Genomic DNA, 26,149 nt, shown 5'->3' on the forward strand with positions numbered 1-26,149 from the left:
GGAGAACGATCATGAGTTTATTTGGAGCATTATCAACAGGCGTATCAGGAATGAAAGCGCAGGGTACGGCGATCTCTATTATTTCGGATAATATCGCCAATATAAATACCACGGGTTATAAATCAGCAGATGCTAATTTTTCAACCTTAGTGACGGCCAATTCATCCTCGGGCTACTCACCTGGTGGAGTGCTTGCCTCTGCTAAAAAATTATTTGACCAGCAGGGATTGATTCAGTCCACGGGTATCTCAACCGATTTGGCTATTTCAGGTGGTGGATTTTTTGTGGTGAATGAAAGTTCAGATGCAAACGGAGATTTTTTATATACACGTGCTGGCTCATTTAGAAAAGATGATCGAGGAAATTTTGTTAATGGTTCCGGTTATACATTGATGGGTTGGCCGCTAGATGGTGATTCACGATTACCAGGTGAAGCAGGCAATCTCAACACGACTTCGAGTGCCCTCCTTGAAAGTTTGAAGCCCGTTAATATCAAATCCATCAGTGGTGTAGCCTCGCAAACAACAACCGTGTCGCTTGGCATTAATTTGAATGCGGCACAACCTATTTTGCAAGGATCTGGTGACGATATTAAGTTTTTAACAACGTCTCTTGAAAATAAAAACAATGGTGCTGATGATATTATTATTCCTTCTCCAACCTCAGGGACTGGAATTGCGGCTGGAGATCAGTTTACGGTAAGGGCTGCGGGTGCCGCCTTTTCGTTTACCTATGGCGGCTTTGATATAAGCAAGGCCGTGACCGGTGGTATTTTAGGAGCTTCGACGGCTTCGCAAATTTTTTCAAATGGCAATACCGGAACATCATTTAGTATTGGTACGACAAGCATGGCGCCTGTTACATTCACGTACACGCCGACTTCTCCTAACGTGCAATTGGGTCAGTTTAATAATCTTTATACCCTTGCTTCGGCGATTGATCAGGTGAATGGATTATCAGCAAGAGTGGTGAATAATCAGCTCTATCTTTCACCAGAGAATGCAACGGAGGCGATGACGTTTACCGATATAGGTAATATCACAACCAGTCTTCAGGCTTCTACACTTAGTCCGATTCTTGGTGCTACATCGGCTACAACAGCCTTCTCAAATGCGCTTGCTGGAGATGGGCTCTCAATTGAAGTGATGGATGATACAACAGGTACCACAACCACACATAATTTATTCTATGGTACAGATTTTACCGATATGACCACATTGGCAGCGGCTATTGATGCATTATCATCTGATTTTAACCCAGGTACCCTTAGCAGCTCAGGTATCGTGCTTACGCCAGCAGCAGGTAAATCAATTATATCGGTGCGGGATAACAATGCAGGTGGTGGAACGTCAAATTTTGCTTCTGCACTTGGAATTTTAGGGACTTCCTGGAGCAAAGCGTTGCAGGTGGCGGATACTCCGGCACAAAATAATCGTTTTTCTACGTTACAGGGATTAGCTGATCTTGTTAATTTAAATGATGGGATTGCCGCGAATATTTTGAATCCGCTCGATAGTTCAACACTGCATCTTTACACCAAAGACCCACTTGGTACGATTGATTTCATCGAAAATGGTTCTAATTCCGGTTCATTATTAACCGAATTTGGCATGGTGAGTAATCCGTCCGTCTATGTTACCGGAGTTTCAACGGTGGGGCCATTGGGCCCTGCTTATGACCCAACAGGATCTTCGGCAGGGAACATGTCATCGGGTGCTGTACAGGAACATTACAGCCGTAACGTGCGTATGTTTGACTCCTTGGGTACGGGGCATGATTTCCAGGTCAATTTTTTGAAAATAGGCCAAAATACTTGGGCGGTTGAATCGTATGCACTTGATAAAAATGATATTGTTAGTACCAGAACGGATGGGCAGATTGCATCGGGCGTTGCCGTGTTCAATGGCGATGGAAGTTTACGTTCTATCAGCTCTACGTTAACGCAACCGATCGATATTGTTTGGTCTAATGGCGCCGCTCCCAATTCGGTTACCTTTGATTATGGTACTGCAGGGCAGATTAAAGGAACTCCAGGTGCAACGCAAATCGGTTTAACCGATGGACTTAAACAGTTTGATTCCGATTATAATGTCGAATTCGTTGATCAAAATGGGGTTGCTGCTGGTTTGCTGAGTGCTGTGAATATTGATAAAGATGGATATGTCATTGCTAATTTCAGCAATGGAGAGGCACGAAGAATATTTAAATTGCCAATCGCCGATTTTGCGAATCCAAATGGCTTAGAAACACGTACGGGTAACGTATACGCAGAATCACAATTCTCGGGGAACTTCAACCTTCGTGAGGCTGGAAAAGGCGGTATGGGGGTGATTAATGGTGCTTCGTTAGAAGCGTCTAACGTTGAGATTGCCGATGAATTAACCAAAATGATTGTTGCTCAGCGTGGTTATCAGGCCAGCTCAAAAATAATCAGTACGGTTAACGATCTCTTGGATCAGCTGAATAAGATATTTTAGGTTTTTTCCCCTCCATTTAGGAGGGGAAATCAACTTATACAGGTAGAATTTTCGTGCCGATTCCATGCTCTGTAAAAATTTCTAACAGCAACACATGAGGCACGCGGCCATCCAGGATATGGGCGGCTTCGGTATGGGATTCAAGTGCAGAAATACAGGTTTCCAGTTTCGGGATCATGCCACCTTTAACGGTGCCATTGCGCAATAATTTACGGGTTTGAGCGACGGTCAGTTGGCTGATTAATTCGCCTTCTTTATCCAGCACACCTGGAACATCGGTCAACATGATCAATTTACTGGCGGATAATGCCGAAGCAATAGCGCCTGCCGCACTATCGGCGTTGATATTAAATGTTTCACCATTTTCGCCAACACCTATCGGGGCAATCACAGGAATCATATCTGAATCATCGAAGGTAACAAGTATGTCGGGGTTGATGAAGGTTGGTTCACCGACAAATCCTAAATCTAATATTTTTTCAATGTTAGAATCGGGATCTTTTTGGGTGCGGCGGAGTTTGCGTGCTTCGATAAGATTGGCATCTTTTCCAGATAAACCAATGGCCATACCGCCAGCTTGGTTAATGTTGGTCACGATTTCTTTGTTGATAGAACCTGCTAAAACCATTTCCACTACTTCCATTGTGGCAGAATCGGTGACGCGTAATCCATCAATAAATTCGCTGCGAATTTTGAGACGTTCCAACATCGCACCAATTTGTGGTCCGCCACCATGAACGACAACCGGATTAATTCCGACTTGTTTGAGCAATACCACATTGCGGGCAAATGTTTTGGCAAGCTCTGTGTCACCCATGGCGCTGCCGCCATATTTAATCACAAAGGTTTCGCCAGCGAACTGACGCATATAGGGGAGCGCTTCCGCCAAAATAGTGGCTTTACTGAGCCATTCTTTTTGTTCTTCTGAATACAAACGTGTAGTCATAGTATCCTCCTAGGATGAGTTAGAACCACATGCACATAAAGCTTACGATGCCTTTAGTGCAATTTTAAACACTTCCAATCGAGCATTCTCTAATCCATGGCTGTCTCTACTGCTGGTAGCGATCACCTGTGGATGGCATGCTGGATGTTTATGCGCTATTTTTTGAATTGATGCAATAGTCTGCTCAAGTTCATGCGTTTTGATTTTATCAATCTTTGTTAAAATAATCTGATAATTAACCGCACTCTTATCAAGTAGGGTCATCACTTCTTCATCATTGGGTTTTACCCCATGACGGCTATCAATGAGCAAGAACACCCTTCGCAGGGAAGGTCTTCCTTTTAAATAGTCGAATATCAAGCGGTTCCAACTGTCTACGGCCTTATGTGAGGCTTTTGCATAACCGTAACCAGGAAGGTCAACAAGGACGATTTTTTCAGCGAGGCTGAAAAAATTAATTTCTTTCGTACGTCCTGGTGTATTGGAGGTGCGTGCTAGGGATTTGCGATTGGTCAAGGCATTGATAAAACTTGATTTACCAACATTAGATCTGCCGGCAAAGGCAATTTCGGGTAAACCAAATGAAACTAAACCAGACTCGTCAACCACCCCTCTTAAGAACGTGCATTCCTGTGCAAAGAGTACACGCGCTTTCTCTGCCCATTCAGGATGGTTATCATCAAAATCATCAGAGGGTACAGAAGAGAGGGGTTCCATCATCATGACCATTCGTTACGCGTGTTTCTTGCTATGGGTTGCGTGGATTTTGTTAACTTTTTTCTCAACGCGATGACTGATATATTTTTGCTGAATGATCGATAATAGATTGCTCCATACAAAATAAATCACCAAACCCGAAGGTAGTGTAGCGAAAACAAATAAAAGGAATAAAGGCAATATTTTCATCATATTCGCTTGGATAGGATCACTAGGAGTCGGCTGCAACAACTGCTGCACATACATGGTCAATGAGAAGATAAGTGGCCATGCCCCGATCTGCATGAAAAGCGGAGGTGTCCAGGGAATAAGGCCAAAAAGATTGAAGATCGAAGTCGGGTCCGGAGCTGAAAGGTCGGTGATCCATCCATAAAAAGGAGCGTGACGCATTTCGATAGCAACATAGAGCACTTTATAAAGGGCAAAAGCGATCGGCAATTGGATAAGCATACCTAAGCAGCCAAAAGCAGGATTGAGCTTTTCCTTTTTATATAACTCGGCAACTGCTTTATTCAGAGCCATTTTATCGGTTTTATGCTTTTCTTTCAGTGCGGCTAATTTGGGCTGAACCTGTTTCATGTGTGACATGGTTTCATATGATTTATTGGCAATAGGGAACAATACCAATTTAACCACAACCGTCAGCAGCAGGATGCAGAGCCCAAAATTATTAATTTCAGAATAAAAATACTGAAGTAGCAAGAAGATCGGTTTGGTTAGAAAATACAGACGGCCAAAATCAACCGCACGATCAAACAGAGGGATATTATATTGCAGCCCATATTGATCGAGCAATTTAACTTTTTTAGCACCGGTAAAAATATGGCTGGAATCTTGATATTGCTGATTCGGGGCTATTGTATGTTCCGGCCAGGTCAAATCGGCCTGATAACGTTCGCGGCCATTGCGATGGGCATAATTAAAACGGGCATTAACGGTATCTTGCTGTGAAGGAATAAGAGCCGTTAACCAGTATTTGTCATCAAATCCAACCCAGCCTTTAGCATTTAAATATTGGATAGATTTTTTCTCCATGATGTCTTCATAAGGGAATTCTTCCAATTTGTTGCTAAGTACACCCAATGGACCTTCATACATAATGCTGGAGGTATCGCGCGTATGTGGAGCCAATGCGGGATTATAAGAATCGTGGGTTCGATTAATAGCGGAAAAAGACTGGATGGAAAGAGACGTTTGACTATGGTTGATGACTTTGCGTTCGATCGAAAATAAATAATGGTCATCAATAGAGATGGTTACTTCAAACGCAACTCCTTGTGGATTAGCCCAGGTTAATTTTACCGGATTAGTAGCGGTCAATTCATTGCTGTTGCTTTGCCACACGGTATCTTTGCCAGGAAGTTGAATGCCGGGTGTTGTGCTAACCCATCCTAAATCAATGAAATAAGAACGCGACGTTGGGGATGGGGATAAAAGTTCAACTTCTTTAGCGTCATGCTCAAGAGTTTGTTTATAGGTAGCCAGGGTGAGGTCATCAATGCGTAATCCCTTCAAGCTGATAGACCCATGCAGTTGCTGAGTATTAATTTTGACGCGTTGTGGCTGGCTTAGCAAGGCACGGTCACGATCGATGATCTCTGGTTTTGCATTGGGATTGGGAGTTTCGGTTTCTGATGATGATACCGTATGGCTATACGTTGCGGCTGCTTCTTGGGTTTTTTGTATGCGTGGAGCATCAACAAAATGATGCCATGCAAACAGAAAAAGCATGGAGATAACAACGGTTAGAACTAAATTGCGGATATCGGATGTAGACGCATGACTCATAAATAATCCTTAGATAAAGATGGGTTCTGTTGAACAACAGGAACCGGATCATAGCCACATTTTTTACTAAAAGGATGGCAATGTGAAAGTCGTTTTAATGTGAGAAAAAAACCTCTCCATGCACCATGAGAGGTAATCGCTTCTATGGCGTAGCGTGAACAGGTCGGTTGGAATCGGCAAGATGGGCCAAAGAAGGGAGAAACGAAAATTTGGTAAGAGCGTATCAATAACCGCAATAAATGAGACATCATACTTGCTTCTCCTTTAACGTATCAGGCTTAGAAGCGTAATATAATGAAAGCTGATGTAAGCAGTAAACTAAATCTTTCTTAAGGCTTATAAATTCGCGGTCTAGCGCATCATGCTTAGCGATAAATACATAATCGTAACCAGGCTTAGCACAAACGGCAAGAATAAGGCGGCATAAAGCACGTAGACGCCGTTTAATGCGGTTGCGAATGACCGCGTTACCCTGACGCTTAGTGACGATGTATCCTATGCGTATCTGATTGTCGTTTAAGAAACGATCTGGGGTGGGGCATGCCTGTAAAGTAAAACCTTTGGCCACGACCTTTGTGCCCCGTTCTTTAATGTGTTGAAAACAATTACGCGAACGAACTGGAGTACTATTCCGTTTCGTTGATGCGCTATGCGGCAAGACGCTTACGACCTTTGGCACGACGGCTGCTTAATACTCGACGACCACCGGTACTGCTCATGCGATTTCTGAAACCGTGACGGCGTTTGCGAACTAATGTGCTTGGCTGAAATGTACGTTTCACAATGAATACCTTTTTTAGCTATTTTTCAATAAGAGGTCAATTTTATAGCCAATATAGAAGAGGATGTCAACCCAAATCCAACAATTTCTATAAATGAAAGAGGGGCTAATAGAAAAAGGAGTGGGTGATTTCTTCCTGGAATTAAAAAACGAAGTACTCGGTAACCTCAACTATGGATAATGAAAGAGGCAACCTATTAAAATTTATGATTGTATGGCCCGTTTTTCATTGAGGCTTAAACGGAGTTTGGTTTTGGTAGGGAAGCTTAATGGCTTTTCTTGATAATGCTCATCACTTGATCGTGATAGGAGGTTGGCGTCAAGGGGCCAACGATGCGGGCGCGTATGATGCCTTCTTTATCGACCAGGAGTGTTTCGGGGGCGCCGGTAATGGCAAGATCAATTCCTGTACGGCCATCCAGATCCAAACCTACTTGTTTATAAGGATTGCCAGCCTCGCTGAGGAATGCTTTAATGTCGTTTGCCTTATCCTTGTAGGCAATGCCATAAATAGGTATCCCATTAAGTTTGGATAACTGTACTAATAGGCCGTGTTCTGCCCTACAAGGCGTACACCATGTAGCAAAAATATTGACAAGTGCAAATGGTTCCTTGATGTCATGGGAGCTAAATGTCGGATGGGCAGAATCAAGCGTTGTTAAGGTAAAATGGGGTAGTTTTTTGCCAATCATAGGCGGTTCAACGGGAGCTGTTTGATCGTTTCCAACTAAAGACCATGCTAAAACTGCAGAAATGGCTGCAAGCAGGACAAAGGGTACGAGGCTCAATAATATCTTGGTTTTACGTTTCATCATCTTCAGTGCCTAAGGGGAGTGATCCCGCTTCTTCATCGTTATCGGTCATAGAGCCTGGAACGTGATAATAATCACTTAGCCAGCGGTTAAGATCAACATTTTTACATCTTTCAGAGCAAAAAGGCAAAAAAAATAGAGTGTTTTCTTGGATTTTTTTATGGCAATACGGACAAATCCGATTTTTACTTCGAGTCATTTTTGTATCTTATTTGAGAATGAGCAAGGGAAAATAGGGCGGCAAGTGCAATTATAAAGGCGCCAAACCACAGTAAGTTCATGGCTGGCTTGTAATAAATATGTAGTTGATGAATGTTGGGTTCGGGATTGTCACCCAAGGATAAATAGAGATCATAGAAGAGTGTAGAATAAATGGCGGCCTCGCTTGTTGAGGTGTTTTCCACCGGATAATAACGTCGTTCCGCAGACATACGGGTAATGGGCTGACTGTCTTGGAAAACATCAAGTGAGGCTGTTTCGCTAATATAATTAGGGCCGGGAACGTAGCGGACATCTTTAAGAGTAACTTTGAATTGGGCAAGCTGAATAGTGCCTCCTGGGCTTATATATCCAAAATACTCACTTTTCCATGCAACATTAATGGTTGCAGCCAGCAACAGAATACCAATGCCAGTGTGACCAAGAACCATTCCATAAAAATGACCCGATCCTTTTCCTTTTTTAAGGATAAAAAGCTGGAGTGAGGCGCAAATAAGCCACCACCCACAACCCATAAAAATAGAGGTAGTCCATTGCGGAGAGGATCCCATGATAAAAGGGATGGTCATAGTAAGAATGACGCTTGCTATAAAACAGAGCGAAGATTTTTTAAGCCAAGTTAAGGCGGCTTGTTGTTGCCATGCGATCATCGGGCCAACGCCTGCCAGAAAAACAGTAAACGCGGCAATAGGAACAAAGGTAATAGAAAAATAAGGAGCACCAATAGCAACGATATTGCCGGTCAATCCTTCATAAATAAGAGGATAGAAAGTGGCTAAAATAATGGTAAAACAAGCGCATATTAATAACGAGGCTTGGACGATAAGGCTAACATCCCGAGAGAAAAAACGCGCTTCAAATTGCTCTGGAATAAATGGGATATTACGCACATAAATGAATAATGCTCCTGCCAAAATAAGGGTAATAAAACCTAAAATAAATAGACCACGTTCCGGAGATGATGCAAACGAATGAACCGATGTTAATAGCCCAGATCGCACAAGGAATGTTCCCAAAAGGCACATGGCAAAGGCGAGTATGGGCAGTAATAAACTAAGCTTAGTCATGGATTGGCGTTTTTTTGCAAGGATCAGCGTATGGATATGGGCCGTTGCCAGTAACCACGGCATGAGCGACGCATTTTCTACAGGATCCCAAAACCAATAGCCGCCCCAGCCCAGCTCACGGTAAGCCCACCAACTTCCCATGGCGATGCCTGCTGTGAGAAGACCCCAGGGAATTAGAACCATGGTGAGCATGATTTCGCTCCATTGGCGACTGGGTGATTTTTGAAGTAACACGGCAATAGCCAAAGAAAAGGGGACGGAAAGCCCCATATAGCCTGCATATAAAATAGGAGGATGGAATGTCAGGCCGATATCTTGCAAAAGCGGATTTAGTCCTAACCCTTCATGGGGAACTGGATGCAATAAGATAAAGGGATCAGAGGTAAAAAAGATAAAAAGGACGATGCCTGCCAATAACAGAGATTGTGGAATAAGCGCCTTAATGTAAGTGGCAGGGATCACGATGGGGATTAAGCCGGTATAAAAGGCAAGTATCCCTAAGAACAAGAGCATGGATCCTTCATGATTACCCCACGTGCCAGATATTTTATAAATCATGGGTTTGAGGGTATGGGAATTTTCAGCGACATTCAGCAGTGAGAAATCTGAAGTTATGTGGCCGATCAATAGTATGAAAAGTGGCAGGAAGCCCAATCCAAGAATAACGAAAGCCGTCATTCGGGCAGCCTTAAAATGCTTGGCTTGGGTTAGTACGCCAAGCGTGACTGAGAGTCCAAATAAAAAGATTAAACTGAGATGGCCAAGGATTGAAAGCATAATCAGGATGCCAATAATGGAAGGTTCATGGTTGAGGTCCTCGTGGTTGTTTAAGGGCTCTGGTAACTTCTTTGGGAACGTATTTTTCGTCATGCTTCGCCAGAAGCTGTGAGGCTACGAAATGTGCCTTATCTGTAAGCTTCCCTGTGGCGACTACCCCTTGGCCCTCACGAAATAAATCGGGCAATTGCCCGGTGTAATTGACGTCCAGTTCTGTTTGAAAATCAGTGACCGTAAAGCGTACGGAGGTAGGTGACGTGCGGGTCAGGCTCCCTGGTTTTACCAGGCCACCCAGGCGAATAACTTCAGAGGAAGAAAGATTTTTATGGGCAAGCTCCGTTGGGCTGAAGAAAAACACAAGACTATCCCGCAGCCCGACCATCATTAAAAAAACGGCGGTCACGAGGCAGATAAGTCCACTAACAATCCAGATGAGGCGGCGGTGTTTCGGTTTCATGCAGGTTGGGATTATAATCAATCTATGGAAAAAAACTAGTCTTGTCAGATAGTTTGTGGTTTAATGCTGTCAAATAAAAGGGATGTTCCTATGGCCAATATTGAAATTTATACCACGCAGAGCTGTCCTTATTGTGTAAGGGCAAAACAGCTTTTTCAAAAAAAAGGTGTTCACTATAGCGAAATTGATGTGTCGTATGATGCCGATCTTCGTGAGAAAATGATGAGCCGCGCTGGTGGTAAACGCACTGTCCCACAGATTTTTATCGATGGTAAACATATGGGGGGCTGTGATGACCTGTATGCCCTTGATAGCAAGGGTGGCTTAGATCCTTTGTTATCATAGTGTGGTGTCGTCAATGGACATAAATCCTCTATTGCCTGAGTTGCAGTAAAGGAAATAAATAGGTTATCCTATCAGCGACAGACGACACGCTTCAATATCGAGCATCATTCCTGCACCGCTTTGAAGCGCGGTCACGTTGCGCCAAGAGCGTGAGAGCATGTAAAATAAGTCTTTTAGGGTCGATCTTTCATTAAGTTCTTTAGTTGACTCGGAATTTTATTAGTGAGTGATGCCAGCAAGCCAATGATAATCCACACCGAAAATGCAAGCGATAGGCGAGGATAAGTAAGGCTTAACCAGGCAAAAGCGATCAGCCATAGATTAACCAGAGTCACTAGCTTAACCACAAACGCATGCGATTTTCCAGAGCGTACAGCTTGTTGGTAAAAATGGTTGCTGTGGGCTTCCCATATTTTTTGTTTATCAAGCAGGCGTTTTAAAATCGTAATCCCGGTATCCATTAGATAATAAAGCGGGATAATGAAGGCTGCAATACTATAGCCGTGGTTGGCAAGCGATAACAAGAGGTAACCTAGGATAAATCCTAAAACAATACTGCCACTGTCGCCTAAGAAAATGTTAGCCGGATGCCAGTTCCAGATCAAAAAGCCACCGCACGCCAACGCAATAATGACGCATATAACCAGTAATGAAATAGGAAGATGGAATAACAAGCAAAAAAGGGCAACACCCAGGCAGATAGCGATGGATTCTATGCTGCTGATACCATCAATCCCATCCATAAAATTAAACGCATTGATAAACCACACCCATAATGCCCAGGTCAACGCCTGATCAACCCAGAGAGGAAGCGATGTTGAAAAGAAGTGTCCCGAAAAAGGCATTTGCCACATGACAAAAGCAACGGCGCCTCCATGAAAGGTTAGTCGTAAGATAAATGGTATGTGGCGAATATCATCCAGTAAAGAGATGGCAAACAACACAGCGGCACCTATAAATAAAGGCAGGGGAAGATTGGTAGGGCCTGCCATATCTAATGTTAAAACCGGCGCTAATAACCATCCAACAGCTAGACAGGCAAAAATAATGATTCCTCCACCCTTTACTACCGGGTTTGTATGATTGCTGCGTGATACGGGAACATCAAAAAAATCCAGCGTTACTAAATACTTGATGAGGAATTTTGTTCCACCTACGCTGATGAGGGTAAGGAGGATGGCCAGGATGACCCACGATTCATTAAGGGTAAATGACATAGATTTATTCCTTATTTTTTATTCTTTTCGTCCAAATAATCGTTCGATGTCATTTAAGCTTAGCTTAACATAGGTTGGTCGTCCATGATTACATTGGCCGGTAAGAGGCGTGGACTCCATATCGCGCAATAATTGATTCATTTCGGCAATAGATAAAAAACGGCCAGCACGGATGCTGTGGTGGCAGGCATAGGTGGCAAGGCGATGATTGATGCGTTCTTCCACATTTCCTGCAACGCCATGTTCGTGGAGTTCATCCAGGACATCACGCATTAATTCCTTGGGGTTGACATCTTTAAACAGGGAGGGCAATGATTTGACAATGATGGCTGCATCGCCAAAGCGTTCGTAGAATAATCCTAGTTTTTGAAAAAAGGATTGAAGGTCCATAAGCTTTTCAATAGCCGCCTCATGCGCTTCTATTACTTCAGGGATCAGCAACCGTTGGGAGTGCGGTGTTTTATCGTGAGAAGCTGTTTTTAGTTTTTCCAGGGTAATGCGTTCATGTGCGGCATGCTGATCAACGATAATAATGCTGTCGTGTGTTTGGGCGACAATATAGGTTTTATGGAGCTGACATTTGGCAGCTCCTAACGGATGAGATTCTGCGAGTGCTTGGATATCCGAAGAAAAATTGGGTTCAGATTCCGATTGTTCTGTTTTTAAAGAAGGCGGGATCGGTTCAAATAAAGTAGGTTTTGAGGATTGCTCATGGGCGGAAATACCCGATGGAGACAGTGGTTGATAGAGGGAATGCAGGGGGTGCGAATGTTTGCTGGGGACATAAGGCGACGACGAGGAGGGGTAAGTAGGCGCTGTCTGCTCGGAAGCTCCTTGCTTGGTATAGCGCGTTTCCAACAATTGAAGGGCCTGGTCGGAAACGGTGGTTGATGTGTGATGCCCATGTTGACGTATTGCATCCTTGGCGCAGCTATAAACCAAGTGACGTATGAGAGAGTCATCGCGAAAGCGTACTTCGGTTTTGGCCGGGTGGACATTGACATCGACTTCATCGGTAGGCAGCGTTAAAAAGAGGATGGCAATAGGATAGCTATCGTGGCCCAGGACATCCTGATAGGCGGCGCGCAGGGTACCTTGAAGTAAACGACTCTGAATAGGGCGCTGATTGACATAGAAAAATTGATAGGCAGAAGTTTTACGATTAAACGTAGGGAGTCCTATAAACCCCTTCAGTTCCAGGCCTTGATGAGTGCCTTGTATAGGAAGAAGATTGTCCTTAAATTCTTTTCCAAGAACCTGAGTAATGCGTTGCTTGAAGCCGTCCAGATCGGTGGTGGTGGCTGGATAGTGCAGATTAACGCCTTGTTCGGTGTTTAAGGTGAAAGAAATAGAGGGATGGACCAGGGCAAATTTCTTGATGAGTTCCTGGATCTGCTGAAGTTCTGTTCGTTCGGACTTTAAGAATTTAAGCCGTGCCGGGGTTGCATAAAACAAATCGCGTACTTCAACCACCGTTCCTTCTGGCAGTGATATTGGAACAACATCATGTTTGAGGCCTCCTTCAACCATGATTTTCCAGGCTTCATGTGTGCCTTTTTTGTGAGAAGAAATGCTTAAACGCGAAACACTGGCTATGGTTGGCAAGGCTTCGCCACGAAACCCAAAGTGGTTTATGGTTAGCAGTGTGTCATCTTCCAGTTTTGAGGTGGCGTAGCGTTCAAGGGCTAACGGCAATTCATCAGGAGACATGCCGTGGCCGTTATCGTGGATACGGATTAAATTTCGTCCACCTTGATGGATGGTAATATCAAGCGTTTTGGCCCCGGCATCCATCGCATTTTCAGTCAATTCCTTGACCACTGAGGCAGGGCGCTCAACCACTTCGCCAGCAGCTATGCGGTTAACAACCAATGGCGGAAGTATCCTAATGGACATGGGCGTCTCCACAGGTTTAAATTCGATATGCCGTACACATAACGTACAGGGCGGATAAAACGTATAAGTGAAAAATTACTTTAATTCACCAATAGCTTTAGCAATCCTATCGCAGGCCTCTGTCAGTAAAGCTTCGGAGGTTGCGTATGAAATTCTAAAGAAACCTTCCGCACCAAAAGCAATACCTGGCACTACGGCAGTGAGAGCCTGTTCAAGTAAATAAGCTCCGACATCATTGCTATTTTGCAATATCGCACCCTGGGGTGTTTTTTTGCCAAATAATCCTTCACAAGACGGAAAAACGTAGAACGCGCCCTCGGGATTGTTGCAATCCAAACCAGGAATCTGATTCAATTTCTTCACGACCAAGTCGCGGCGGCTTTGAAAAGCGTCGCGCCATGTTTTCAAGAAGGATTGATCGCCATTCAGTGCTTCTACAGCGGCTGCCTGGCTGATAGAGCATGGATTAGACGTGCTTTGCGATTGGAGTATGGCAATGGCTTTGATCAGGTTTTTAGGGCCACCAGCATAGCCAATACGCCATCCTGTCATGGAATAGGCTTTTGAAACGCCGTTCACCGTCAAGATGCGGTCATACAGATTCGGAGCTACTTCAGCGAATGTGTGGAATGCAAAGCCATCATAGATGATATGCTCATAAATATCATCGGTCATGACATAGACGTGCGGGTGTTTTTCAAGGACATCGGCCAGGGCTTTTAGTTCTGGTTTAGTATAGGCGGCTCCGGTTGGATTGCTTGGCGAATTGAGGATCAGCCACTTGGTTTTAGGGGTGATGGCTTTTTCAAGATCAGCAGGAGAAACTTTAAAATTATCTATGGATTTGGTTTGAACGATAACCGGCGTGCCTTGGGCAAGCGCCACGATATCGGGGTATGAAACCCAGTAAGGAGCCGGGATAATCACTTCATCCCCAGGATTAAGGGTGGCAAACATGGCGTTATAGATAACTTGCTTCCCTCCGCAGCCAACGGTAATTTGGGAAGGATCATAATCAAGATTATTTTCACGCTTGAATTTTGCGCAGATAGCTTTCTTTAATGCGGCGGTTCCATCAACGGCAGTATATTTGGTATCACCCTTGTTCATGGCCTCCGTTGCGGCCTTCTTGATGGAGTCAGGAGTGTCAAAATCGGGCTCACCAGCGCCAAGGCCAATCACATCTTTGCCCGCTGCTTTTAGCTCCTGGGCCTTCATGGTAACGGCAATTGTTGGGGAGGGTTTAATGGAATTTAAACGATCTGCGATAAATGATGACATAAGGACGACCTTTTGGGATTATCTGAAGTTTCATTGCAAAATGAGGCGGTGGCTTGTCAAATAGCACCAAGAGGTATACAGTGAAACGCACATCTAGACAAGAAATTAATGTATATGCTCAAACAGTTTCGTATTAAGGCTTTGGATAGTTTTCAGCAGGGGGCCGTACAAGTAAACCAATTTGTACAAACTCGTTTTAAGGTTGCCTATGATGAATTAATGGGCGCGCGCGAAAAGATGAAAGATCTTGTTTCAACCAACTATAACCTTGGCATGAGCCATTTGGAAAAGGGGCATTTAAAGGATGCTGTTTTCCGGTTTAACATGTTGTTACGGTTCTATCCTGAGTATGTGCCTGCCATCTATCAATTGGGCAGATGTCATTATTTGCAGGCAAAAAATGATAAAGCACTGGGCAATTTTCAAAGAGTATTGGCCCTTGATCCCAACCATCAAGAGGCCCATTATATGTTGGCATTGCTCCAGGGGCGCTCAGATGTGAACGACCTTCCTTTGGGGGTTGTAAAGGATTATTTTAACCATATTGCGGCTGACTATGATAATGAATATGTGCAGACCCAAGAATATCGTGGGCACGAAAAATGTTTTGAAATTGCCAGAACCCATTTTGATAAAACGCAAAACGATAAATGGAGTATCCTGGATTTAGGATGTGGCACTGGTTTGTGTGCTGCGCTGTTTAGAGAAAATGACATGGCCTTTAAAATAAAGGGGATCGATATCTCAGTGCAGATGCTGGATCGCGCCCGTCAACGGTTGGTCCATGAGCGGGCGACCTATAACTTTGTGAAGGAAATAGATGTTCAGACTTACGCTTCAGAGGCGGATGAAACCTTTGATGTGATTGTGGCTGCTGGGTTATTTGAATTTATTGGCGATCTTTCCGTTGTGTTTACGGGGGTTGCAGCTAAGTTGGCCCCAAGAGGCCTTTATATCTTTACCATTCAAAAAGACGATGAGCCCGGATTTCATATGGTTCCAACCCTCGAATCGTTTGTCCATTCACCTTCTTATGTAGAGACGCTAGGTGTCGATGTCGGGTTAGAAATGGTGACTAAAGAAGAATTTAAACTTTATAAAGATAAGCCGGGTGTTGCATATGTTTTCCAAAAGAAGGCGATTAGTGCGGTGCCTGCGATTGCAGATGATGCACAAATAGGAATTTCAACCGTATCCTAATGGATTTTTCTATTTATGGGTGCGTTTTCACAGGGGGATGGATGGGAGAGTGTGACTAATCTACCACGGTTTTAAAAAAATGTTTTATGGCAGGCGGGATGATGTTTCTTTTTAATTAAAATTAGACTATGTTGGAGCTGAATGGTGCGTGTCGTTCACGGTCAGGCGTTTTTTGGTATGGCAAATAGAGGCCAGAAAAGATGTCAGCTCGGACGTGTACTATTCTAATGAGGGCATATTAACCAATTATAAGGACAATATGCTTAGCATGACTAGTGATTCATTATCATCAACGGTTTTTATGTCATATTTTAAAAATGTTATTTTTTCGGCTGTTATCATAGGAATCGGCGCATTTTCAGTTGCTGAAGCCCACGCGGAAGTCCTGGATAAGCAGGTTCCTGCGTCGCATGAATATGCGGATGATAATTACATCGATGTTTACTCAAATCCAAAGCAGTTTGATCCCATTGAGCCGTTTAATCGTGCGGTGTATAAGGTCAATGAAGGTATTGATAATGTGCTGTTTAAGCCGTTAGCTAGGGCTTATCGCGCTGTTGTTCCAACCTGGGGCCGCGATCGTATCCATGGTGTGCTGCGTAACCTGGGTGAGCCTGTGGTGTTTGTAAACGCCGTGGCTCAAGGTGATGTAAAACATTCATTTACGACCTTCTGGCGTATGTTTTTTAATACTACCTTTGGCTTGGGCGGTATGTTTGACTTTGCTGAGCAGGTCGGGCTCAATTACCGTCAGGAAGATTTTGGCCAGACGTTAGGCGTTTATGGGGTGTCTTCGGGGCCGTACCTAGTTATACCGGTGCTTGGCCCAAGCAGTGTCCGTGATGCGGTAGGGATGGTGGTTGATTTTTTTGTTGACCCAATGACCTATATTAACGATGATACCGTGTATATTAGCTACAAGGCCGTATCTGTTATTGATGAGCGTGAACATCTGCTTGATTTAACCGATCAAATTGAAAAAGTATCGTTTGATCGCTATGCTACGGTTCGCAGTTTATATCTTCAAAGCCGTGACAGCGCTATTCGTAATGGCAAATTAATTGAAGCTCCTTAATCGTTTTGAATAAAATAGGTGGACTATGTCAAAAAAAGGATTGTTTTTCTTAAACGCGGTTTTGGCCGTATTATTGTTTGTTTCGCCTCAGGCTCATGCCAATGAAGAGCAGGTAAAGCAGTTTATCATCGATGCGGGTAACAAGACGGTTAATCTCTTAAAAGATCAATCTATATCGGATAATGCAAAAGAAGCAAAATTGACAGATATCTTCCTGCAAACCGTGGATGTCAACTGGATTGGTCGTTTTGTGATCGGCAAAAGCTGGCGTACGGCTTCGGAAGAGCAAAAGAAACATTATCAGACTGATTATAAAGAATTTATTATTAGCAGTTATGTGCCTAAATTCCGTGAATACACGAATGAGACCTTCGAAGTAAAGCGGGTTCATAAAGATCGAGAAGACGAATATTATGTTCAAACAGAGATTAAACGTGCAGGACAGCAGCCGATGTTGGTTGATTACCGTGTTCGTAAAACGGGTAGCCAGTTTAAAGTGTTTGATATTGTTGCTGAAGGCGTAAGCTTGTTGTCGACTCAGCGTTCCGATTTTACAGCCGCAATTCAGACCGATGGATTGGAGACATTCATGTCCCGTTTGGAAAAACGGACCTTGGAATTAAGGGCTCAAAACCTATCAAATCAAGCAAAGAAATAAAGAATGACAAAAAGCTTGTGAGCGATACTTACGTATCGCTCATAGCTTGGCTATCTCAACAGAGGTAATTCCAAGGGCATTACAAATGCCTTTTGCTTTGATGAGGGTTTCTTGCCATTCTGATTCGGGAACAGAATCATAAATTATAGCGCCGCCAACCTGGAACTCAAATCGATTGCCCTGCATCACAATCGTGCGAATGACCACCGATAAATCGCATGAATCATCCTGATTTGAAAACCATCCTAAACACCCTGAATAAATTCCACGGGACATTTTTTCCAGGTTGCTGCACCATTCCATGGCTTTAATTTTAGGCGCTCCAGTCATCGAGCCAGGAGGGAAGCATCCAAGTACCAAGGAGAGTGAGGTTATGTCTTCACGTTTCTGACCTGTGATGGTGGAGGACATATGATGAATGTGCGGAAAGCTGCTTACTTCAAATAGAGCCGGCACTTGAACACTTCCGGAAACGCATGATTTTGATAAATCATTGCGCATCAAATCAACGATCATAAGATTCTCACAGCGATCTTTGTCGCTTAGAAAGAGCGCTTGTTTGAGACGGTTATCTTCTGCTGGATTAGCGTGACGGGGGAAGGAGCCTTTAATGGGACGTGCATTCACCAGACCGTTATCATCAATGCTTAAAAATCGCTCAGGAGATGATGAGATGACTGTCTTATCGTCAAAGCGGATAAACGCACTATAGGGAGACGGGCTTGCTTTGGTTAAATGCAAAAAGCAATCAAATGAATCAGGTGTGGAAACAAAATGGCCCCCAAATTTACGGGTAAGATTTGCTTCATATAGATCACCTGCTTCAATGGCTTTTTGCAAGGTTTCAACATGGTTAAGGTAGTCTGATTTAGTCATGTTGCTATGAAGGGCGACAACGCTTGGAAGCGAGGTAAGCGTAGGTGAGGTCATATCAAAAAGATCATGGGAGGCGTCTTTATCGCCAACCAGGGTAACCACTTGTTTTTCATGATCAAAGAGGAGCGTAGAATGAAACTGGCTAAACCAGTAATCCGGTAAGTTCACAAACGAAGCTGTATCGTGAGGAAGATGCTCAAGTTGGTTTTTAATCCCATAACCCAGATAGCCAAACCAGTGTTTGGATGTGGGGTGATGTGGTTGATCAAGCGCTGCATGAAGAGGGCCAAGATCGCTGCCTTGGATGGTGTGTGCTGGATCCCAGGCCAAATAGGAATAGCGGCCGCTATAATCATATGCACGTGACGAATGAAGAAATACCATTGCAGCGGTCGTCTGGTTAAGCTTGTGTGCGCAAGCTAGAGGATCTATCCATTGTTCTAAAACCGTTGTTCTCATCGTGGGGACCGTGTAGGATGACATAAGTAAGATTTGAGGAGACTAACCGATGCGCATTATTTTTTCACTGTTTTTATCATTCCTTGTGATAGGTACACTGGCTGGATGCCAAGTCTATACGGGCCAAGCATTACCGTTTATGACGTGGTTTTTGCAGTAAACTCACATAGATCAGACACGGGGCAGCGATAACATTCGGGCTTGCGAGCTTTGCAAATATAACGCCCATGAAGAATAAGCCAGTGATGGGCATGTATCATCCAGGTTTTAGGAATTGCGTTAAGCAAGGCTTTTTCTGTGGCTTCAGGTGTTTTTTCATGAACCAGTCCTAAACGATTGCTGACACGAAAGACATGTGTATCCACAGCCATGGTTGGCATCCCAAATGCACAATTAAGCACAACATTGGCAGTTTTGCGCCCAACACCAGGAAGTGATTGAAGATCTTCAAGAGCCGTCGGGACGTTGCTTCCAAAAGCATCAACCAGTCGTTTGCTAAGGGCGATGATGTAGGTTGCCTTGGATTGATACAGGCCAATGGTTTTAATATAGGATTTAAGCGTTTCTTCGCCGAGTTCAAGCATTTCTTCGGGGGTGCTGACTTTCGAAAAAAGGGCGGCTGTGGCTTTGTTGACCCCAACGTCGGTTGCCTGGGCAGAAAGGACAACCGCAACCAATAAGGTATATGTGTTAGTATAGACCAATTCTGTTTTAGGCTCTGGGTTTAGATCTGAAAAACGCCGGAAAATGGTATTGATTGCTTTGGGGGTCATAATTCTCACTAAAATTATATTGATAAGCCTTGAAGTCACAACGATTTGCCCCTATCTTACATGCGGTAGAGATTATTTCAAATTAAGAATAAAGGAGATAACCATGGCTGTTCTCGTTGGAAAACCCGCCCCAGATTTTACCGCAACTGCGGTAATGCAGGATAACACGTTTGATGAAAATTTTAACTTGCTGCGTTATCTCAGCGGAAAGAAAGGGATATTATTTTTCTATCCACTTGATTTTACGTTTGTGTGCCCGTCTGAAATTATTGCGTTTGATAATCGTATTGAAGAATTCGAAAAGCTTGATACCAAAGTGATTGCTATTTCGGTTGATTCGCATTTTACCCATTTAGCCTGGAAAAAAACACCGGTTGAAAAAGGTGGTATTGGTGATGTTCGTTTCCCGATTGTTGCGGATCTCAGCAAAAATATTGCGCGTGCCTACGATGTATTGGTGCGTGATTCTCTCGCATTACGCGGCACATTCCTGATTGATGAAAAAGGCGTTGTGCGTCATCAGATCGTCAATGATTTGCCACTTGGACGTAATGTGGATGAGGCCATTCGTATGGTTGATGCGCTGCAATTTCATACAGAACACGGCGAAGTCTGTCCAGCTGGCTGGGAAAAGGGTAAATCGGGTATGAAACCTACGGCTGAGGGCGTGGCTGATTACCTTACTCAAAATGCTGGCAATCTTTAATTGGCCACAAGTTTTATAAAACAGGGTCGCTAGCGGCCCTGTTTTCGTCTGTTTTTAGCTTCACCTTCAAAGGATGTAATGACCATGGCAAATCATCAAACTAACGTTTTGATTATCGGATCGGGGCCTGCTGGATACACGGCAGCTATTTACGCGGCGCGGGCAAACTTAAAGCCAATCTTGGTGCAGGGCATGCAACCGGGTGGTCAGTTGATGATTACCACTGATGTTGAGAATTATCCCGGCTATGCTGAAGTCGTCCAAGGTCCGTGGATGATGGAACAGATGGAGAAACAGGCCGCCCATGTAGGAGCAACATTAATTACCGATCACATTAAAACGGTTGATTTTTCAAAACGTCCGTTTGTTTGCGAAGGCGAATCAGGCGATACGTATAGTGCAGAAACAGTGATTATTTGTACGGGTGCTCAGGCACGCTGGCTGGGGCTGGATACGGAGCAGAAATTTCAAGGGTTTGGCGTATCGGGATGTGCAACCTGTGATGGTTTCTTTTATCGTGGTAAAGAAGTGATGGTAATTGGTGGCGGCAATACCGCGGTTGAAGAAGCGCTTTATTTAACCAATCATGCAAGTAAGGTGACGTTGGTGCATCGCCGTGATAAACTGCGTTCGGAAAAAATTCTCCAGGATCGTCTGTTTAAGAATCCTAAAATTCAAGTAATTTGGGATCATGAATTAGACGAAGTCTTGGGAACAGAAGAGCCATTAGGGGTAACGGGTGCAATATTAAAAAACACGAAAACAGGCGCTACCCAGGAAATTAAAGTCGATGGAATTTTTATTGCCATTGGACATGTGCCTAATACGGCCCTGTTTAAAGGCCAGTTAGAAATGGATCATGAAGGTTATCTGATTACCTCTCCAAACAGTACCAAAACACAGATTGCCGGTGTTTACGCTGCTGGGGATGTGCAGGATAAGATTTATCGCCAGGCAGTCACTGCTGCTGGTACTGGTTGTATGGCAGCTTTGGAAGCGGAGCGTTATTTGGCTGAGCGCGAGTAATAAGCGGGTTTAAAATGCCTGCTATAAATCGCATCTGTGACATTGTTGAGATAAAAATCTTTAGAATTGTTGGGGCTTAGTAATAACAAACACCCCTTGTTTGCCAACTAAATTGGCAATCATAGGGCAGGTGCCAAAGGGGATCGGGCCATCATCGACGATATAATAACGTTTTTCAATCGTGGCTCCAACTTCCTTACATAGAACCACCAAGTCCTTAATCGTACAAAAGTGGATGTTGGGTGTATTATACCACTCATAACTGAGGAACTTGCTTACAGGCATCCGTCCTTTTATCGACAGATAAAAGCGATTATACCAATGGGCAAAATTAGGGACGGACACAATCACATACTGCGATATGCGCAGCAGTTCTATCAGGACATCTTTAGGCCGATGAGTCGCCTGCAGGGAATTGGAGACGATGGCATAGTCAAAGATCTGATTACCAAAATACCGAAGGTCAGCATCGGCATCGCCTTGAATAACAGAAAGGCCTTTTTTAACGCAGGTGCTAACATTATCCTGGGCAATTTCAATGCCTCTGGCATCGACATTTTTAGTGTCTTGCAAAAATGAAAGCAATAACCCGTCGGCGCAGCCAACATCCAATACCCGAGCTCCTTGGGGAACCAGGTTTGCGATGAGCTGTAAATCACTGCGGTTTAAATAAGGGTCAATGGTGAAGAGCATATCTTGTTCGTTATTTCATGATACTGGCTAGTGTACGATAAAGTCCTGAAAAGTAAAGGGAGCAAACCACAGGGCGGTGATTGTTGAATAAGGTTCGTTGCCCGAGGATAGAAAACTAGACTGTTGAGCGTCATTATCCAGGTATTTTCAGTCTCCGATCAGTCGGTATCCGAAAATCATCTACACCACACATGCTGTAGAGGGATTACATCGGATGATACGCAAATAGAGCAAAACTAAGGCTGCTTTTTCGTCTGAAAACGCATTGCGCAAACTGGTCTATTGTGCCTATCAGAAGATTTTGCTAAAGTGTGCCATGCCGGTCGCTAATTGGGCTATTATCGTCTGCTTGAAGGGTGTACACGTACGCATTTTTTTGTTATAAATATTCACGTTATTTCCTTTGTTCTCAGGAGAATAAAAACATGTCAGGACCTATTGAAAAAATAATTGAGCGTGGGTTATTTGCAAGTCGCTGGATTATGGCTCCATTTTACATTGGGTTGGTTGGGGCGCTTGTCATTTTATTTTACAGTTTCATGCAGGAATTATATCACTTGGTTACGAGTGTTGGCACGTTAACGCAAAACAATGCGGTGTTGGGTGTCCTTTCGTTGATTGACCTTTCTTTGGCAGGCAATCTGTTGCTGATTGTTATTTTTTCGGGCTATGAAAATTTTGTGTCGAAAATGGATTTTGACAATCACAAAGATCAGCCAGCGTGGCATGGTTCAGTGGATTTCTCAAATTTAAAGCTAAAACTGATTGCGTCGATTGTGGCAATTTCGGGAATCCATCTTTTAAAAGTCTTTATGGAAGTGAATTCCGTTACGGAACATGAAATCATGTGGATGGTGATAATCCATTTTGTGTTTGTGTTATCTGGAGTGATGCTGGCACTGATGGATCGCATTGCAGCGAGTACCAAAGTGATGAAGAATAAATAATTACTCCACGACAGCCCCTAATGTCTCTAATTATAATAATATCTTGTTTTCGTCGGCTACTGAGATTTCAAATTTCAGATCATTATAAATCAATATGTTATTGAATGAGAAAATTCGATTTGGGTGTCTTGCGGAGATTTGGTATGTTTCTTTGATGTACATGCGATCCTAGAAGAACAAGAGCGGTAGCCTTAGTATCCCGATTATAGAAAAGTTCCGAGAGACCTATAAGGTTTTCGAAACAGTAGGTTGCGCAGTACTCCCTGTCTCCCCTCCTCTGGTGTATAGACCGGTGAGGAGGGGTGTTGGGGAGGTGGGAAGGCAACATGCTGTCATTCAATGATTCTATTAAAAACGAAACCAAACAGCCTCACATTTGGCAGAAGTCAGGAAAAAAGTTGATCGATCTCTAAAACCTCGTTTCAGGTGTCCCATTGACGAAGACAGGAAGAGTGATGAGTGCTCTTGCGGCGGAAGAATGAATTACTGAATACCGCATCTATCCGCACGCCTGGAAAGACTATCGAGGATCCTGGTGGTAAAACCACCATGGCGCTCATGTGCTTCCTCCTGGGCTTCCTCCTGGGCTCTAAGTGCCTCTAACCTGGTTTTATAGGCATCACGCTTTGCCGTTAATTGTTCAATCTGTGCATCATGAGTCACAGGCGTAACAGGGGGCTCTGTATAAATCGTGGCCTGGGTGTACGAGGGATCATATTGTTTAATTTGCCGCCATGAAAGGTCAACTTGCTTCGTAAGGATATCAATATACTGCAGTTGAGCATGGTTTATGTCTAAATCGAATGCATTAACGGGTTCCGTTAACTCAACGGCAGTTCCTGTTTTTTGACGCGCCATAGTTTTATAAACCAATATCGGTTAGAATAATTCTTGATCCTTTTATATAGTAGCAAGAACTAGGGGGTTTTAGAAGGATTATTATTTCTAGAATTGGTAATTTTATTCACCCAAGAGGCTTGCTTGCCTGACATCGTATCTTTATTCGGACCGTCAACTTTGAGTTTCTCTATTGCGGCAAGATCAGCCTTTTTTAATGTTTGCGTCACATCGCGTTTTAACTCTGTAGGAATGGTCTTTTGCCATGGGTTTGATGCCTTATCGTCTTTCCGCATCGTTTCTGATTTATGCTCGGCATCTTTTTCAGCAGCTTCGGGAATTCTACTTCCCATATTTACACCCGTACGTTTGGCTGCGGCCGGAGCAGACTTTTCCCATTTTGCGTTTTCTGATTGCAGCAGGGCTTCCCGATCTGCCCCATTTTTAGAGCTTTTTTCTGGCGAAGCTTTTTCATTTTTATCAGATTCTTTTTGTGCATTTTTCGCGTTTTCAAGATTTCTTTGAGCTTCTCTTTCTTGCTCTTCGAAAAGAATTTCGGGGATACGCAAAGCGCTTTCTATGGAAACCGGTGCTTTCATGTTCTTTGCAAAATAGTTTGCTAATGCCTTACGTCCTACCGCATGAAAGTCGATTGCATAAACTTCTTCACTATTCTCTTCTCGCGCTAATGCATTACAAAGGCTAAACTTATTATCTAGTTTTTGTCGTGCTTTTTCAAAATCTGCTGTCGTGGGGGTTTCTATCCCATTCGTCTTTAAGGCAGCTAAAGCTACACTTTCAATCAGTCGGCCATGCCCTTGAATACGTCTCAATTGTTGCGTTGAATCGACGACACGTTTTTCTACAACCTTGTTCCAAGCGTTATCTTGAGATCGTTTTATTAAGTCCCCTTTGTTAACCTCGTTAATGTATTTATTGTTTTCATTATACGTGTTTATATTAGACAAAGTTCGATTCATACGTTCTATTCCGGCCGTACATGAATTTATTACATCGGCGTCTTGTTTATTCTTATCCTTGCTATTTTCTTTTTCCAATATTTCTTCTAATCGAGATTTTTCGCGTAATGTGTCATCTTTGTGGTTGGGATTATTCGCTATTTTGTTGTTGTTTGTGGTAATCGTGTTGTTGGAATTTACGCAATTGTTGTATTTTTCAATGGCCTTTGCGTCCCCTTCAGTAAAATTGATATTTTGAATCTTTCCTGATAAAAGGGGAACGCTCTCATTGATTATCTTTGAACTAATGTCCTGGGGTAAGCACTGAAGCAGCGCAGTTATTTTATCAAAACGATTTTCTATGCCATCTACATTATTACGCCCCTTCACGGCTGCATCAGCGGTATTTCCAAATTTAGGAACTTCGTCACTATAAACTTTTAATGATAGCTTAACCTCTTCACCTAATTTTTCATAAAAGATAGCTTTTCTTTCTTTATTAAGGTTTTTTTCAATGAAATTTTTCATCAGAGCAAGATAAAGCTTATCAGTGCCAGTAGTAAGTAAAAATTTATTCTCCGAAGTAACCATCAAAGATAGGGAATTAGTCAGATCTTTAATCGACTTGTTAAAATCTTTGATAGGTAGATCTTTTTTTGCAATTTTCTCAAAATTGTTTTCCAAATAAAAACCTAATGAAAAAGGTTTATCATTATCCTTAAATGTTATATTTGGCATACCTCCGCTAATCTTCAGGAATACATTATCTTTCATAGCAAAAGTGGCTTCGACTTTGTGAGGTTTTTTACCCCCCCCTTCTGTCACAACATAAAACTTTTCCTCTTCTCTATCATATGTAATGGTTGAGGTGCTACTAACTTGATTTTTTTCTCTGTGATCTTTTGTCATAGTAAGTTCATATTTTAATCTGTTTTTGTTGTTTTGTTTATATCAATTAATATATTTGTATTATATTTGTTGTTCGTTAATATTTGATGAATATATTGTGAATATTGTTTGTCTTATGCTTCTGCCCTATCCAGTCCAGCATTGGAGTGAGCTGCTGTTACCTCTAGAGATGCTTAGTTCCACGTTGTGATGGGCCTGCCTGTTCAGACGTGCGGACGTTGGAGCAAGAGGTTGTATACACAAAGCTCAGG

General features: G+C 43.2%; 26 protein-coding genes. 8 read left to right on the forward strand and 18 right to left on the reverse strand.

From position 1 onward, the window contains the following. Positions 1 to 11 precede the first annotated feature (11 nt). A complete protein-coding gene (locus IPP74_06630) occupies positions 12 to 2,477 on the forward strand; it encodes a flagellar hook-basal body complex protein (GenBank protein ID MBL0318946.1) in 2,466 nt (821 codons plus the stop codon). Between the two features lie 34 nt (positions 2,478 to 2,511). Here IPP74_06630 and argB read toward each other — a convergent pair whose 3' ends face one another. From argB to ccmE, 10 genes are all read right to left on the reverse strand, one after another. Beyond that, positions 2,512 to 3,423 (reverse strand): acetylglutamate kinase, encoded by a 912-nt coding sequence (gene argB, locus IPP74_06635; protein ID MBL0318947.1) that lies wholly within the window; start codon positions 3,421 to 3,423, stop codon positions 2,512 to 2,514. A gap of 42 nt (positions 3,424 to 3,465) precedes the next feature. After that, positions 3,466 to 4,140, reverse strand: coding sequence for a YihA family ribosome biogenesis GTP-binding protein (locus IPP74_06640; protein MBL0318948.1), 675 nt, complete (start codon positions 4,138 to 4,140; stop codon positions 3,466 to 3,468). Positions 4,141 to 4,155: 15 nt separating this feature from the next. Beyond that, positions 4,156 to 5,928, reverse strand: a complete 1,773-nt coding sequence (yidC, locus tag IPP74_06645) for a membrane protein insertase YidC (GenBank protein ID MBL0318949.1) — start codon at positions 5,926 to 5,928, stop codon at positions 4,156 to 4,158. Further along, entirely contained in the window at positions 5,925 to 6,179 is a 255-nt protein-coding gene (gene yidD, locus IPP74_06650) for a membrane protein insertion efficiency factor YidD (GenBank protein MBL0318950.1), read from the reverse strand. Before yidD ends, yidC begins: the two co-directional genes overlap by 4 nt. Continuing rightward, complete coding sequence (gene rnpA / locus IPP74_06655; protein ID MBL0318951.1) at positions 6,176 to 6,607, reverse strand: ribonuclease P protein component; 432 nt, start codon at positions 6,605 to 6,607, stop codon at positions 6,176 to 6,178. Before rnpA ends, yidD begins: the two co-directional genes overlap by 4 nt. After that, a complete protein-coding gene (gene rpmH, locus IPP74_06660) occupies positions 6,576 to 6,710 on the reverse strand; it encodes a 50S ribosomal protein L34 (protein MBL0318952.1) in 135 nt (44 codons plus the stop codon). Before rpmH ends, rnpA begins: the two co-directional genes overlap by 32 nt. A 265-nt stretch (positions 6,711 to 6,975) precedes the next feature. Beyond that, on the reverse strand, positions 6,976 to 7,524 hold the full coding sequence (locus IPP74_06665; protein MBL0318953.1) for a DsbE family thiol:disulfide interchange protein: 549 nt from the start codon (positions 7,522 to 7,524) through the stop codon (positions 6,976 to 6,978). After that, entirely contained in the window at positions 7,511 to 7,720 is a 210-nt protein-coding gene (gene yacG, locus IPP74_06670) for a DNA gyrase inhibitor YacG (GenBank protein ID MBL0318954.1), read from the reverse strand. Before yacG ends, IPP74_06665 begins: the two co-directional genes overlap by 14 nt. Further along, positions 7,707 to 9,677: a heme lyase CcmF/NrfE family subunit gene (locus tag IPP74_06675; GenBank protein MBL0318955.1), complete on the reverse strand. Its 1,971-nt coding sequence runs from the start codon at positions 9,675 to 9,677 to the stop codon at positions 7,707 to 7,709. Before IPP74_06675 ends, yacG begins: the two co-directional genes overlap by 14 nt. Next, a complete protein-coding gene (gene ccmE, locus IPP74_06680) occupies positions 9,610 to 10,041 on the reverse strand; it encodes a cytochrome c maturation protein CcmE (GenBank protein ID MBL0318956.1) in 432 nt (143 codons plus the stop codon). The genes IPP74_06675 and ccmE overlap by 68 nt, the downstream gene beginning before the upstream one ends. A gap of 90 nt (positions 10,042 to 10,131) precedes the next feature. On the opposite strand from ccmE, the gene grxC reads away from it, so the two are divergent. Next, the gene (gene grxC, locus IPP74_06685) at positions 10,132 to 10,386 is read left to right on the forward strand and encodes a glutaredoxin 3 (protein MBL0318957.1); all 255 of its coding nucleotides are present in this window, start codon (positions 10,132 to 10,134) and stop codon (positions 10,384 to 10,386) included. Between the two features lie 173 nt (positions 10,387 to 10,559). Here grxC and IPP74_06690 read toward each other — a convergent pair whose 3' ends face one another. The 3 genes from IPP74_06690 to IPP74_06700 all read right to left on the reverse strand — a co-directional run bounded on the left by IPP74_06690 (position 10,560) and on the right by IPP74_06700 (position 14,780). Next, positions 10,560 to 11,603 (reverse strand): glycosyltransferase family 4 protein, encoded by a 1,044-nt coding sequence (locus IPP74_06690; protein MBL0318958.1) that lies wholly within the window; start codon positions 11,601 to 11,603, stop codon positions 10,560 to 10,562. An 18-nt stretch (positions 11,604 to 11,621) separates the two neighbouring features. Continuing rightward, positions 11,622 to 13,499: a DNA mismatch repair endonuclease MutL gene (gene mutL / locus IPP74_06695; GenBank protein ID MBL0318959.1), complete on the reverse strand. Its 1,878-nt coding sequence runs from the start codon at positions 13,497 to 13,499 to the stop codon at positions 11,622 to 11,624. A gap of 75 nt (positions 13,500 to 13,574) precedes the next feature. Continuing rightward, positions 13,575 to 14,780 carry a pyridoxal phosphate-dependent aminotransferase gene (locus IPP74_06700; protein MBL0318960.1) on the reverse strand — a complete coding sequence of 402 codons (1,206 nt, stop codon included), beginning with the start codon at positions 14,778 to 14,780 and terminating at the stop codon, positions 13,575 to 13,577. A gap of 114 nt (positions 14,781 to 14,894) precedes the next feature. On the opposite strand from IPP74_06700, the gene IPP74_06705 reads away from it, so the two are divergent. The 3 genes from IPP74_06705 to IPP74_06715 all read left to right on the forward strand — a co-directional run bounded on the left by IPP74_06705 (position 14,895) and on the right by IPP74_06715 (position 17,713). After that, on the forward strand, positions 14,895 to 15,980 hold the full coding sequence (locus IPP74_06705) for a methyltransferase domain-containing protein (GenBank protein ID MBL0318961.1): 1,086 nt from the start codon (positions 14,895 to 14,897) through the stop codon (positions 15,978 to 15,980). A 259-nt stretch (positions 15,981 to 16,239) separates the two neighbouring features. Then, a complete protein-coding gene (locus IPP74_06710; protein MBL0318962.1) occupies positions 16,240 to 17,055 on the forward strand; it encodes a VacJ family lipoprotein in 816 nt (271 codons plus the stop codon). Between the two features lie 25 nt (positions 17,056 to 17,080). After that, positions 17,081 to 17,713 carry an ABC transporter substrate-binding protein gene (locus tag IPP74_06715; GenBank protein ID MBL0318963.1) on the forward strand — a complete coding sequence of 211 codons (633 nt, stop codon included), beginning with the start codon at positions 17,081 to 17,083 and terminating at the stop codon, positions 17,711 to 17,713. 39 nt (positions 17,714 to 17,752) lie between these two features. Here IPP74_06715 and IPP74_06720 read toward each other — a convergent pair whose 3' ends face one another. Continuing rightward, positions 17,753 to 19,048, reverse strand: a complete 1,296-nt coding sequence (locus IPP74_06720; protein ID MBL0318964.1) for an anthranilate synthase component I family protein — start codon at positions 19,046 to 19,048, stop codon at positions 17,753 to 17,755. Between the two features lie 137 nt (positions 19,049 to 19,185). Further along, entirely contained in the window at positions 19,186 to 19,821 is a 636-nt protein-coding gene (gene nth / locus IPP74_06725; GenBank protein MBL0318965.1) for an endonuclease III, read from the reverse strand. A gap of 103 nt (positions 19,822 to 19,924) precedes the next feature. On the opposite strand from nth, the gene IPP74_06730 reads away from it, so the two are divergent. Together IPP74_06730 and trxB are read left to right on the forward strand one after the other, a co-directional pair. Continuing rightward, the gene (locus IPP74_06730; protein ID MBL0318966.1) at positions 19,925 to 20,527 is read left to right on the forward strand and encodes a peroxiredoxin; all 603 of its coding nucleotides are present in this window, start codon (positions 19,925 to 19,927) and stop codon (positions 20,525 to 20,527) included. An 84-nt stretch (positions 20,528 to 20,611) separates the two neighbouring features. Then, a complete protein-coding gene (trxB, locus tag IPP74_06735) occupies positions 20,612 to 21,553 on the forward strand; it encodes a thioredoxin-disulfide reductase (GenBank protein ID MBL0318967.1) in 942 nt (313 codons plus the stop codon). Between the two features lie 60 nt (positions 21,554 to 21,613). On the opposite strand, the gene metW is transcribed toward trxB, so the two are convergent. After that, positions 21,614 to 22,246 carry a methionine biosynthesis protein MetW gene (metW, locus tag IPP74_06740; GenBank protein ID MBL0318968.1) on the reverse strand — a complete coding sequence of 211 codons (633 nt, stop codon included), beginning with the start codon at positions 22,244 to 22,246 and terminating at the stop codon, positions 21,614 to 21,616. A gap of 437 nt (positions 22,247 to 22,683) precedes the next feature. Here metW and IPP74_06745 point away from each other — a divergent pair, with 437 nt between their 5' ends. Beyond that, positions 22,684 to 23,193: a TIGR00645 family protein gene (locus IPP74_06745; GenBank protein MBL0318969.1), complete on the forward strand. Its 510-nt coding sequence runs from the start codon at positions 22,684 to 22,686 to the stop codon at positions 23,191 to 23,193. Between the two features lie 483 nt (positions 23,194 to 23,676). On the opposite strand, the gene IPP74_06750 is transcribed toward IPP74_06745, so the two are convergent. Next, positions 23,677 to 24,051 carry a hypothetical protein gene (locus tag IPP74_06750; GenBank protein MBL0318970.1) on the reverse strand — a complete coding sequence of 125 codons (375 nt, stop codon included), beginning with the start codon at positions 24,049 to 24,051 and terminating at the stop codon, positions 23,677 to 23,679. Positions 24,052 to 24,110: 59 nt separating this feature from the next. Continuing rightward, on the reverse strand, positions 24,111 to 25,898 hold the full coding sequence (locus tag IPP74_06755) for a hypothetical protein (protein ID MBL0318971.1): 1,788 nt from the start codon (positions 25,896 to 25,898) through the stop codon (positions 24,111 to 24,113). Between the last annotated feature and the right edge of the window lie 251 nt (positions 25,899 to 26,149).

The organism is Alphaproteobacteria bacterium (assembly GCA_016722515.1).
In the GTDB taxonomy this organism is placed as follows: domain Bacteria; phylum Pseudomonadota; class Alphaproteobacteria; order Rickettsiales; family JADKJE01; genus JADKJE01.

Bases quoted from the DNA above. Each gene is read 5' to 3' on its own strand.
- IPP74_06630 (MBL0318946.1), top strand. From the start codon at position 12: ATGAGTTTATTTGGAGCATTATCAACAGGCGTATCAGGAATGAAAGCG.
- argB (MBL0318947.1), bottom strand. From the start codon at position 3,423: ATGACTACACGTTTGTATTCAGAAGAACAAAAAGAATGGCTCAGTAAA.
- IPP74_06640 (MBL0318948.1), bottom strand. From the start codon at position 4,140: ATGGAACCCCTCTCTTCTGTACCCTCTGATGATTTTGATGATAACCAT.
- yidC (MBL0318949.1), bottom strand. From the start codon at position 5,928: ATGAGTCATGCGTCTACATCCGATATCCGCAATTTAGTTCTAACCGTT.
- yidD (MBL0318950.1), bottom strand. From the start codon at position 6,179: ATGATGTCTCATTTATTGCGGTTATTGATACGCTCTTACCAAATTTTC.
- IPP74_06665 (MBL0318953.1), bottom strand. From the start codon at position 7,524: ATGATGAAACGTAAAACCAAGATATTATTGAGCCTCGTACCCTTTGTC.
- yacG (MBL0318954.1), bottom strand. From the start codon at position 7,720: ATGACTCGAAGTAAAAATCGGATTTGTCCGTATTGCCATAAAAAAATC.
- IPP74_06675 (MBL0318955.1), bottom strand. From the start codon at position 9,677: ATGACGAAAAATACGTTCCCAAAGAAGTTACCAGAGCCCTTAAACAAC.
- ccmE (MBL0318956.1), bottom strand. From the start codon at position 10,041: ATGAAACCGAAACACCGCCGCCTCATCTGGATTGTTAGTGGACTTATC.
- grxC (MBL0318957.1), top strand. From the start codon at position 10,132: ATGGCCAATATTGAAATTTATACCACGCAGAGCTGTCCTTATTGTGTA.
- IPP74_06690 (MBL0318958.1), bottom strand. From the start codon at position 11,603: ATGTCATTTACCCTTAATGAATCGTGGGTCATCCTGGCCATCCTCCTT.
- mutL (MBL0318959.1), bottom strand. From the start codon at position 13,499: ATGTCCATTAGGATACTTCCGCCATTGGTTGTTAACCGCATAGCTGCT.
- IPP74_06700 (MBL0318960.1), bottom strand. From the start codon at position 14,780: ATGTCATCATTTATCGCAGATCGTTTAAATTCCATTAAACCCTCCCCA.
- IPP74_06705 (MBL0318961.1), top strand. From the start codon at position 14,895: ATGCTCAAACAGTTTCGTATTAAGGCTTTGGATAGTTTTCAGCAGGGG.
- IPP74_06710 (MBL0318962.1), top strand. From the start codon at position 16,240: ATGCTTAGCATGACTAGTGATTCATTATCATCAACGGTTTTTATGTCA.
- IPP74_06715 (MBL0318963.1), top strand. From the start codon at position 17,081: ATGTCAAAAAAAGGATTGTTTTTCTTAAACGCGGTTTTGGCCGTATTA.
- IPP74_06720 (MBL0318964.1), bottom strand. From the start codon at position 19,048: ATGAGAACAACGGTTTTAGAACAATGGATAGATCCTCTAGCTTGCGCA.
- nth (MBL0318965.1), bottom strand. From the start codon at position 19,821: ATGACCCCCAAAGCAATCAATACCATTTTCCGGCGTTTTTCAGATCTA.
- IPP74_06730 (MBL0318966.1), top strand. From the start codon at position 19,925: ATGGCTGTTCTCGTTGGAAAACCCGCCCCAGATTTTACCGCAACTGCG.
- trxB (MBL0318967.1), top strand. From the start codon at position 20,612: ATGGCAAATCATCAAACTAACGTTTTGATTATCGGATCGGGGCCTGCT.
- metW (MBL0318968.1), bottom strand. From the start codon at position 22,246: ATGCTCTTCACCATTGACCCTTATTTAAACCGCAGTGATTTACAGCTC.
- IPP74_06750 (MBL0318970.1), bottom strand. From the start codon at position 24,051: ATGGCGCGTCAAAAAACAGGAACTGCCGTTGAGTTAACGGAACCCGTT.
- IPP74_06755 (MBL0318971.1), bottom strand. From the start codon at position 25,898: ATGACAAAAGATCACAGAGAAAAAAATCAAGTTAGTAGCACCTCAACC.